The sequence below is a fragment of the Eggerthella sp. 1_3_56FAA genome, from assembly GCF_000185625.1.
Lineage (GTDB): Bacteria > Actinomycetota > Coriobacteriia > Coriobacteriales > Eggerthellaceae > Eggerthella > Eggerthella lenta.
The window spans coordinates 1-600 of record NZ_GL622600.1 but is presented as its reverse complement, the minus strand read 5'-3'; the positions used below and the strand labels follow the sequence as shown (position 1 = coordinate 600).

At 70.2% G+C, this 600-nt stretch carries 1 protein-coding gene; it reads right to left on the bottom strand.

The window, feature by feature from the left end; translation table 11 throughout:
• On the bottom strand, positions 1–600 hold a 600-nt coding region (locus HMPREF1023_RS14965; protein ID WP_009307336.1), incomplete at both ends, for an ABC transporter ATP-binding protein.

Here is a 600-nt window from a genome sequence, read left to right as displayed (position 1 = left end):
ACAGCCGGTGCTCGGCGACGATCACCGTCTTGCCGCGCGCGAGGATGGCGGCGATCTGGTCGTGCAGCACGCGGATCGCGCGCGCGTCGAGGTTCGCGGTGGGCTCGTCCAGCACGTACACGTCGGGGTCCATCACGTCCACCGAGGCGAACACGAGGCTCTGCTTCTCGCCGCCCGACATCTTCGTCACGCCGCGGTCGAGCAGGTGCTCGACGTGCAGCGCCCCCACCGTCGCCCGGATGCGCTCCTCGATCGCGTCGGCGTCGACCCCCGCCGCCTCCAGGCCGAACGCCAGCTCATCGTTGGAGGTGAGGTTGAAGAACTGCGATTTCGGGTTCTGGAACACGCTGCCCACGTGCCGCGCGAGCTCGTGCATGGCGCAGCGCGCCGGATCGAAGCCGCACACCTCCACCTCGCCCGTGCGCTCGACCCCGGGCTCGAATTGCGGGATGAGGCCGTTGATCAGCTTCGTCACCGTGGTCTTTCCCATGCCCGAGCGCCCGCACAGCAGCACGCATTCGCCACGGCGCACGGTGAGGTCCACGCCGTCCAGGATGAGCGCGTCGCCGGCCCCGCGGCAGGACGCATCGCGCAGGCGGA